This is a genomic window from Roseobacter sp. N2S (assembly GCF_031454055.1).
GTDB lineage: Bacteria > Pseudomonadota > Alphaproteobacteria > Rhodobacterales > Rhodobacteraceae > Amylibacter.
In genome coordinates this window covers 677276-686473 of the sequence record NZ_JAVDQB010000002.1, presented here as the reverse complement: position 1 = coordinate 686473, position 9198 = coordinate 677276, and the positions used below count along the sequence as shown (strand labels likewise).

Genomic DNA, 9198 nt, shown 5'->3' with positions numbered 1-9198 from the left:
CGTCGACAACGGCCCAGAATATATCAGTGGGACGCTCATGGCGTGGGCCGAGAAACGCAACATCCGGCTTGAACACATCCAGCCGGGCAAGCCGCCGCAGAACGCCTATATCGAACGTTTCAACCGAACCGTTCGTGGCGAGTGGCTGGGGCAAGATATCTTTGAAACGATTGAGGAGGCACAAGACCAAGCAACGGAATGGCTATGGACTTACAACAACCAGCGGCCCAACATGGGCATCGGCGGCATAACTCCCGCAATGAAATTGAAAACTGCCGCCTGAATTCTACGGCTGAACCCCATTGAAAATGGGGGAATTACCCAGTGGCGCGCAGGAGCATAAATCGCCTAAGTCATTGAAAGTGTTGGTAGCGGGAGAGGGACTTGAACCCCCGACACGCGGATTATGATTCCGCTGCTCTAACCACCTGAGCTACCCCGCCTTACCGAGGGGGTGTTTAGGCAAAGGAAACGCAGCCGTCAAGCGGTGAAATGGCGGAAAATTCGCGGATATTGCACATTCTTTCCGGCTTGGGGGTGGGGCGTCCTGTTCCCTGTTGTGCAAGGGGGCAGAATGACGGCGAGGGATCATGCCGTCTTGACCGCAGCTACAGACTGCCGCTAGGGCTGGGGTATGGCTGCAACTTCGCTCGATCTGGTGTTTTCCGCGCTGTCCGATCCTACCCGTCGGGCAATCCTTAGCCTGTTGCTAGAGGATGACATGGCCGTGACTGATGTGGCCGAGCCGTTTGAAATGTCTTTGGCGGCGATTTCCAAACACTTGCAAATCCTGACACGCGCCGGTTTGATCGAACAGGAACGGCGGGGAAGGGTGAAATGGTGCAAACTGGCGCCAGAAGCCCTGAAAGAAGCCTCTATCTGGATGGAGGGCTTTGGCCAGTTCGAAGTGGTTAATCTGGATCAGTTCGAGCGGTTTCTGGCCGCTGAAACCATTGCGACGGAATAGCCGATCTTAAGGGTTGTTTAAGGTGTGGCTGGGTAAACTGCCCCCGTGAACAGCCTTTTTCGCCAATGCCTTGCGGTGTCCATTGCCGCCGTGTTTCTTGCCTGTAGCGTATGCGCACAGGCTGAACAGTGGACGTCTATTGGCACTTTGATGGGCAATCTTGCCCGCACAGGAATCGAGTCTGATGGCCTCGCCCCTATTGGGGGTGATCAGGGCGGTAAGGGGCGTGCGGGCGTCGAGGGTTTGGTTTCGTCCAAGGTCCGGTCTGCTCGAACCGGACCAACGACGCAGGAACTGGCTTGGGCGCGGACGGCCTGGTCCTATTTCGAAGCAAATGAAGACCCGCGCACAGGGTTGGTGGCGGCGGTGAATAACTTCAGTTCTACGACTTTATGGGATGAAGGGGCCTATTTGCTGGCGCTGACGGCGGCATTTCGGCTGGGTATCTTATCCGAAACCGATGCGCTGGCGCGGCTGCGGAGGGTGTTCGCAAGTCTGGAAAAAATCGCGCTTTATCAAGGAAAGTTGCCGAACAAAGTCTATAATACCAAAACGCTGGAAATGACGGATTACACCAATAAACCCATCCCAAACGGGGTCGGCTGGTCGGCGTTGGATATTATGCGACTTGTGTCGGGGATGTTGGTGGTGACGCAGCAATTTCCCGAAATGCTGCCCCACGCGCAGGCTGTAATCAACCGTTGGGATTTGTCGTTGCTAACTGCGGACGGGCGGTTTCAAAGCATTGCCGTTGATGGGGAATCTAAAGGCTCTTTCGTGCAGGAAGGGCGGATCGGTTATGAACAATATGCTGGGGTTGTGGGGCTGCAACTGGGTTTGCCTGTGGCGCTTGCAGCGCAATACCAGCCGATTTTGCGGTATCAGAAATTCCACAGCATCCATCTGCCAGCCGATATTCGTACGCAGGCTACACACGGTGTGTCGTCGGTCACAACGTCTGAACCCTTCCTGCTGGAAGCATTGGAATTCGGCTGGCGGCCTGAATCCATTCCCGTGGCCCGCGCGGTGTATCTGGCGCAGGTGTTCCGGTTTCAACAGTCCGGCCAGTTGACCGCGCTGAGCGAGGATCACATCAAAGGGAAGCCTTATTTCGCCTATAACGCCATTCTGGTGGACCACACACCGTTTGTGTCTGTCACCTCGCGACGGAAGAATGTTTCGGACAAGCGGGGGATTTCCACCAAGGCGAGCTTTGGGTGGTGGGCTTTGATGCAGGATAATTACGCGGCTATGCTGGTTGAGGCTGTGCAGCATTTGCAAAGTGAACGGGGCTGGTATGCGGGCCTGTTTGAATCGGATTTTAGCCCAAATGAAATCCTGACCATGAACACAAATGCTGTGGTCCTAGAGGCGCTGCATTATCGGGTTTTCGGCCCGATGTATCGGCGCTGAAACTGGGGTTGGGATGGATTGAAAGGGATCACCGCTGCTGCAACAGCATCACCAGTGCCAGAATAGTTGCCCCGACGCCCAGTAAAATAACAGGTGATGGAACGCCGCCACCCAAAGCCAGTTCCCAGATAATCACCCAGCTTGGAGTCAGGTAAGTATAGGCCATCACCTTGGCGGAGGGCAGGGACAGCGTGGCGTATTGCACCAGAAAAAACGTTATCGCGGTGGAACTGATCGAAAGATACGCAAGTCCGATCCAGAAAATCGGTGGAAGGGCCATCCAGTCCATTGCCATCAGATCCCGAAAAGACAAAGCCAACAGAATCAGCCCGCCTGCGATCAGGGTGCCAAGTGTAAAGACCACCGGGTGCTCTCCGCGGTTCAACCTTCGCACAAGTGGCGTGTAAAAAGCGTGTGCGAAACAGGCGATGAAAAAGATCACCTCGCCGCGGCCCACATCAAAACGCAGCAGGGCGTTCAAGTCTCCGCGAAAAATTACCCAGACAGCCCCGGCACCACCAACCGTTAGCGCCATAGCCATCCATCGGGTCGTCACCTGACGCAGCAGCAGATACCCGAACAGCGCAGACATGATCGGTGTCAGGGTGAAAATCGCGGCGGTTGAAACGGAAGATGCGGTTTTCAGCGCCTCAAACATCAGGACGAAATAGATGGAAAACACGCCGCCAAGGGCCAGATAACGCCAGGGTGCGGCAAAATCTGATCGCTTCACCCCTGGCCCTAAACCGACGAAAATCCCAACCACAACCGATGCCAGTACAAACCGCAGTGCCGTCAGTGACAGCGGATCAACCATATTTGCGATTCGCACCCCCAGCGGGAAAGATCCGGCCACAAGGATGGAAAACATCAGCATCGCTGCATGGCCGCGCCGATAAGAAGATTGGGTGATGGTGTTCATTGTCATGGGGCTTTTGTACCTATTGTCGGACAGAAGGCAATCGTGCTGGTACATGCTGGCAATCTGGTTAATCTGGCGGCGAAGGATACCGATAATGACGAAAACCAACCTTATTGCTGAACTGACCGCTGCCCTTAGCGCGGATGCCCTTTTGAGCGAGGAACAATTTGCCGTGCTCGATCCTGTGGTGACGCCGGAAAACACCCATGGCCTGCTGGCTGTCGCGCCCCGCAATCTGGAGGATATTGTAGGGTTGTTTCAGGTCTGTCGGGCCACGGGCACCGCACTGATCCCACAGGGCGGACGCACCGGTTTGGCGGGGGCGGCAACGGGGACAGGGGCGGAAATCCTGTGTTTGGGTCATAAAATGCCCCGCCGCATCGTGATTGATCCGGTGTCGCGCACGGCTGAAGTTAGCGCGAACACTACGCTGGCGGATCTGGAACAGGCAGCGCGGGCCAAGGGGTTGACGGCGGGGATTGACATTGCGGCGCGGGATTCTGCGACCATCGGGGGGATGATTTCAACCAATGCCGGCGGGATGGAGGCGTTTCGCAATGGCACTATGCGGCAACGGGTGTTGGGGCTTCAGGCGGTTTTGCCCGATGGCACGATTCTGAACGATCTAGCCCATGTGCGCAAATGCAACGAGGGGTATGACGTCAAACAGCTTTTGATCGGGGGGGAGGGTACGCTTGGGATCATCACCGCCGCGACCTTGCAACTGTTGCCCGAGCCGCCCGTTGCTGACACGTTTTTACTGGCACTGCCCGATGCGGCGGCGGCGCTGGTGGTGATGCAAGCCCTGCAATCCAATCCGCAACTCCAACTGCTGCGCGCCGAGGCGATGTGGCGGGATTTTGCGCAGGAAAACGCCAAACATCAGGCGCAAAACCCGCTGCAAACCTTGCCAGACGCAGCTTTGTACGTGATCTATGAGGTCCATTGCCCCAACGGCCCGTCCGAGGACATGGTTTTCGCCACGCTGGAACAGCAGTTTGAAACGGGTTTGATTCTGGATGCGATTGCCGCGCAAACCGGCCAGCAAGCTAACGATATCTGGGCGCTGCGCGAAGACACCTTAACCCTTTTCAAGTTTTTCCCCCATGCAGAGTGGTTTGATATTTCCATCCCGCTGGCCCATCTGGACAGTCATGTGAAACGGGTGGAAACCCGCGTTGCAGCGCTGGATCCAGCTTTGCGCATTCATGTTTTGGGGCATCTGGGGGACGGTAACCTGCATTACACGGTCTGCCATCCCGAACCGCTTACCCCTGCGCTGGTAAAGGGAATCAAGCTTGCTGTGCTGGATGGATTAAAAGAAATCGGCGGTTCATTTTCAGCCGAACACGGGATCGGTATAGAAAAACGCGTAGCACTGAACCAATATGGCGACGCGGGCAAACTGGCGATAATGCGGGCGATAAAACAGGCTTTGGATCCCGAGAATATCTGCAATCCGGGCAAGGTGGTTTAGGCGTTTCTAACGGTGTTTCGGCTAATCCTTTGATTGTTGCTGATTTTGGAACATTGCTTTGCGTAACTACGCCCTACCGCTGGCAAGATTAGGGGAATAGGTGTGTCTCAACAGAATTTGGAGACATGAAATGACCAAAACAATCCTGAAAATCAACGCATCTGCCCGTATCACTGACAGCGCATCGCGCCCTTTGGTGGACCGTGCTGTTGCTAAACTGTCCGGCGCCGATACCAAAGTAATCGAGCGTGACCTTGCCGCCGCACTGCCAGCCGTTAGCGAAGACTGGTTAAACGCAAACTGGACACCTGCTGAAAGCCGCACTGCGGAACAAACAGCAGCACTGGAAATGTCCGACAGCCTGATCAACGAGTTGAAACAGGCCGACACACTTGTACTGGGTTTGCCCATGTATAACTTCGGTGTGCCTGCCAACTTTAAGGCTTGGGTCGATCTGATTGCGCGCAATGGCGAAACGTTTGCCTATGGTGAAAACGGGCCAGAGGGTCTGTTGAAAGACAAACGTGCGATTGTGATCGTTGCCACAGGCGGCGTGCCAATTGGTACGCCTGTTGACCACGCCACACCGTTTGTGAAGACAGTTCTGGGCTTTATCGGCATCACCGATGTGACCTTCATCGACGCAGCAACTCTGGTTGCCAACTCGGATACGGTGGTTCCAAAAGCACAAGCCGCCATCGACGCATTGGCTGCCTAAAGCTTTGCCTGCATCGGCTGTTACACAACTTGACAAGGGGGCTTCGGCCCCCTAAATCCCCTCTATCCATTGGAAGCACCTGTCTTCCGGTCTCAGGATCGCCACCCGTCAGCGAGTTTCGCCCACGGGTGATTTTGTCGTATGGCAAATGGTCTGGGCTGGGAAAATCGGGCAGGGTGCCTACATAGACCCGTAACCGCGTTAACTGAAAGGACGCCAAGGCCATGTTCGAAAGTCTCTCCGACCGCCTCTCTGGCGTTTTAGACAAGCTTACCAAACAAGGGGCTTTGTCGGATGCTGACGTCGCAACGGCCCTGCGCGAGGTCCGCGTGGCCCTGCTGGAAGCTGACGTTTCCCTGCCAGTGGCACGGGATTTCATCAAAGCGGTTCAGGAAAAAGCAACAGGTCAGAATGTTACCAAATCGGTGACGCCGGGCCAGCAAGTTGTGAAGATCGTTCACGACGAAATGGTGCATTTTCTGGCAGGCGATGATGCCAATGCGGGCAAGCTGAAAATCGACAATGCGCCAGCTCCGATCCTGATGGTTGGTCTGCAAGGCTCGGGTAAGACAACAACTACGGCGAAACTGGCTAAGCGGCTGTTTGAACGGGATAAAAAGCGGGTTCTGATGGCCTCGCTTGATACCAACCGTCCGGCTGCGATGGAACAACTGGCGATTCTGGGTACACAGATCGGCGTGGATACATTGCCGATCGTCAAAGGCGAAACGCCAGTTCAGATCGCCAAACGGGCCAAGCAACAGGCGACCTTGGGCGGCTATGACGTCTATATGCTGGATACTGCGGGTCGCTTGCATATTGATCAGGAATTGATCCAGCAAGCCGCCGATGTACGTGACATTGCCAATCCGCGCGAAACCCTGCTGGTGGTCGATGGCCTGACCGGTCAGGATGCGGTGAATGTGGCAACGGAATTCGACGCGAAAATCGGTGTAACGGGCGTTGTGTTAACGCGGATGGACGGCGACGGGCGCGGCGGTGCGGCCCTGTCTATGAAAGCTGTCACAGGCAAACCTATCAAATTCGTCGGTCTGGGCGAAAAGATGGACGCGCTGGAAGAATTCCACCCCGAACGAATCGCAGGCCGAATCCTTGGCATGGGCGATATCGTATCGCTGGTGGAAAAAGCCCAGGAAACCATCGAGGCTGAACAAGCCGAAAAGATGATGAAACGGTTCGTCAAAGGTCAGTTCAATATGAACGACCTGAAAGGCCAACTGGAACAAATGCAAAAAATGGGCGGCATGGAAGGCATCATGGGGATGATGCCAGGCATGAAGAAAATGGCCAAACAAGTGGAAGACGCGGGTTTTGACGATAGCGTTCTGAAACGGCAGGTTGCCCTGATCCAGTCCATGACCAAAAAGGAACGGGCCAACCCGTCCATCCTGCAAGCCAGTCGTAAAAAGCGCATCGCGCGGGGCGCTGGCATGGAAGTGTCCGAATTGAACAAACTGATCAAAATGCACCGTCAAATGTCGGACATGATGAAAAAGATGGGCAAAATGGGCAAAGGCGGCATGATGAAACAGGCCATGAAGGGCATGTTTGGTAAAGGCGGCGGAATGCCGGCTGGAATGCCGTCGGATATGGACCCGAAACAGTTGGAAGCAGCCGCCAAGAAAATGGGCGGTCTGCCCGGTGGCTTGCCCGGTCTGGGCGGCGGCGGGTTGCAATTGCCACCCGGCCTATCCGGTTTCGGGAAGAAAAAATGACCCTGACCAACGCCCCCACCCTTGAAACAGCGAATCTGATCCTGCGCGGCCCGCAAATTGCGGATTTCGAACCGCTTGCGGCGTTTTACGCCTCGGATCGTTGCGCTGGTTTTGGGGCAAAGCTGAAACGGGATGACGCTTGGCGGTGGTTTTCAACCAACGTGGGCCATTGGCACATTCACGGCTACGGTTATTTTTCCATAATCGACAAAGCAACAGGCGCTTGCGCTGGGCTGACTGGCATCTGGAACCCCGAAGGCTGGCCTGAACCGGAACTGGGGTATGCCCTGTTTGAAGGTTTTGAAGGCCGCGGTATCGCCCGTGAAGGGGCCGAACGGGCGCGTCAATGGGCCTTTGAGGATCTGAAGTTCAAAACCCTGTCCTCTCATATTATTCCGGGCAATACGCGGTCTATCGCGCTGGCCGAACGCATGGGTGCATGGTTTGAAAAAGCCTATGACAACCCGCATATGGGTGAAGACCATATCTACCGTTATCCAACACCAGAGGCAGCCCTATGACCGACGCCGCGATCGACGCCGTAGAAAAAGCTGCCGATCTGTTGAAAGAGCACCGCAACAGCATCGACCGACTGGACGCTATCCTTGTCTACACACTGGGCGAGCGGTTCAAACACACACAGGCCGTGGGCAAACTGAAAGCCGCCCATGACCTCCCGCCATCTGATCCAACCCGTGAAGCCGACCAGATTAAACGTCTGGAAGAATTGGCTTTAAGCGCGGATCTTGATCCCGAATTCGCCAAGAAGTTCCTGAACTTCATCATCAGCGAAGTTATCCAACACCACAAACAACACCAATCCTAACACCCGAATGTAAGGTGGGTAAAACCCCACCCGACCCAGCCATCTAAAGGAGATAAACCCATGGCAATGAAGATCAGACTGGCCCGCGGCGGCTCTAAAAAACGCCCTTTTTACCGTGTTGTTGCTGCAGACACACGGATGCCACGCGATGGCCGCTATGTTGAAAAACTCGGCACATACAACCCGTTGCTGGCCAAAGACGACGAAAACCGTGTTGAATTGAACGTGGAACGCGTTCAGTACTGGCTCGGCGAAGGCGCACAGCCAACAGACCGCGTTTCCCGCTTTCTGGAAGCTGCTGGCATTATTGCCAAAAAAGAGCGTGCCAACATGAAAAAAGCAGAGCCAGGCAAAAAAGCCGTAGCGCGCGCTGAAGAAAAAGCGTCCAAAGCTGCCGCCGCTGCCGAAGCCGCTGCTGCACCTGCTGAAGAAGCCGCTGCTGAATAAGCACAGGCTGGTCCGGATCGACATGCATAAATTCACTCCAGAATTTCGATCCGAATTCGTCAATCTATTGAAGTGGCGCCGCGATGTGCGCCACTTCAAAACCACCCCCGTTCCCCAAGACAGCCTTGCCGAATGTCTGGACGCGTTTCGCCTGTCCCCTTCCGTTGGCCTGTCTGAACCCTGGCGCATTATCAGCATCACCTCGGATGCGGCCCGCGCCAAAGCCTATGCTAATTTCCAAGCCCAAAATGACGCTGCACTGGCTGGATATAGCGGTGAAAAGGCCAAGACTTACGCAAGCCTGAAACTGGCCGGTATGAAAGAAGCCCCCGTACAATTCGCGGTGTTTTGCGATGAAGCCACCGAAAAAGGTTCAGGGCTAGGGGCGGCCACAATGACTGAAACCCGCCGCTATTCCGTTGTATCTGCGATCATGTCGTTCTGGCTGGTCGCCCGCGCCTATGGTCTGGGGGTTGGTTGGGTTTCCATCTTTGATCCCGATCAATTGCGCGCCGATCTGGACGTGCCTGACAGTTGGTCTCTGGTGGCCTATCTCTGCGTTGGCTACCCGACCGAGGAAAGCCTACAGCCCGAGTTAGAAGCCAAAGGCTGGGAAGAGCGGGCAGAAACCGTCACCGTTTACGAGCGGTGAAACCTGCATAGGGGCGCTGCCCCTATAACCCCGGGATATT

The 9198-nt window shown here is 55.4% G+C and carries 11 protein-coding genes and 1 tRNA gene; 10 read left to right on the top strand and 2 right to left on the bottom strand.

The features are described from left to right. On the top strand, window positions 1-283 hold a 283-nt coding region (locus GGE09_RS09100), incomplete at its 5' end, for an integrase core domain-containing protein (protein WP_309745791.1). An 83-nt stretch (window positions 284-366) separates the two neighbouring features. Here the strand turns inward: GGE09_RS09100 and GGE09_RS09095 are convergent. Continuing rightward, window positions 367-443, bottom strand: a tRNA-Met gene (locus tag GGE09_RS09095). 191 nt (window positions 444-634) lie between these two features. Here GGE09_RS09095 and GGE09_RS09090 point away from each other — a divergent pair. After that, window positions 635-967 carry a metalloregulator ArsR/SmtB family transcription factor gene (locus tag GGE09_RS09090; protein ID WP_309745790.1) on the top strand — a complete coding sequence of 111 codons (333 nt, stop codon included), beginning with the start codon at window positions 635-637 and terminating at the stop codon, window positions 965-967. A gap of 45 nt (window positions 968-1012) precedes the next feature. After that, window positions 1013-2380 carry a DUF3131 domain-containing protein gene (locus GGE09_RS09085; protein WP_309745789.1) on the top strand — a complete coding sequence of 456 codons (1368 nt, stop codon included), beginning with the start codon at window positions 1013-1015 and terminating at the stop codon, window positions 2378-2380. A gap of 28 nt (window positions 2381-2408) precedes the next feature. On the opposite strand, the gene GGE09_RS09080 is transcribed toward GGE09_RS09085, so the two are convergent. Beyond that, window positions 2409-3302: a DMT family transporter gene (locus GGE09_RS09080; protein ID WP_309745788.1), complete on the bottom strand. Its 894-nt coding sequence runs from the start codon at window positions 3300-3302 to the stop codon at window positions 2409-2411. Window positions 3303-3396: 94 nt separating this feature from the next. Between GGE09_RS09080 and GGE09_RS09075 the strand changes: the two genes are divergently transcribed. From GGE09_RS09075 to bluB, 7 genes are all read left to right on the top strand, one after another. Beyond that, window positions 3397-4779, top strand: coding sequence for an FAD-binding oxidoreductase (locus tag GGE09_RS09075; RefSeq protein ID WP_309745787.1), 1383 nt, complete (start codon window positions 3397-3399; stop codon window positions 4777-4779). Between the two features lie 130 nt (window positions 4780-4909). After that, window positions 4910-5497, top strand: coding sequence for an NAD(P)H-dependent oxidoreductase (locus GGE09_RS09070; protein ID WP_309745786.1), 588 nt, complete (start codon window positions 4910-4912; stop codon window positions 5495-5497). 224 nt (window positions 5498-5721) lie between these two features. Then, on the top strand, window positions 5722-7233 hold the full coding sequence (gene ffh / locus GGE09_RS09065) for a signal recognition particle protein (protein WP_309745785.1): 1512 nt from the start codon (window positions 5722-5724) through the stop codon (window positions 7231-7233). Continuing rightward, on the top strand, window positions 7230-7754 hold the full coding sequence (locus GGE09_RS09060; protein ID WP_309745784.1) for a GNAT family N-acetyltransferase: 525 nt from the start codon (window positions 7230-7232) through the stop codon (window positions 7752-7754). Before ffh ends, GGE09_RS09060 begins: the two co-directional genes overlap by 4 nt. After that, the gene (locus GGE09_RS09055) at window positions 7751-8059 is read left to right on the top strand and encodes a chorismate mutase (protein ID WP_309745783.1); all 309 of its coding nucleotides are present in this window, start codon (window positions 7751-7753) and stop codon (window positions 8057-8059) included. Before GGE09_RS09060 ends, GGE09_RS09055 begins: the two co-directional genes overlap by 4 nt. Before the next feature lie 60 nt (window positions 8060-8119). Next, window positions 8120-8506: a 30S ribosomal protein S16 gene (gene rpsP, locus GGE09_RS09050; protein WP_309745782.1), complete on the top strand. Its 387-nt coding sequence runs from the start codon at window positions 8120-8122 to the stop codon at window positions 8504-8506. Between the two features lie 22 nt (window positions 8507-8528). Then, entirely contained in the window at window positions 8529-9158 is a 630-nt protein-coding gene (gene bluB, locus GGE09_RS09045; RefSeq protein ID WP_309745781.1) for a 5,6-dimethylbenzimidazole synthase, read from the top strand. Window positions 9159-9198: the final 40 nt, after the last annotated feature.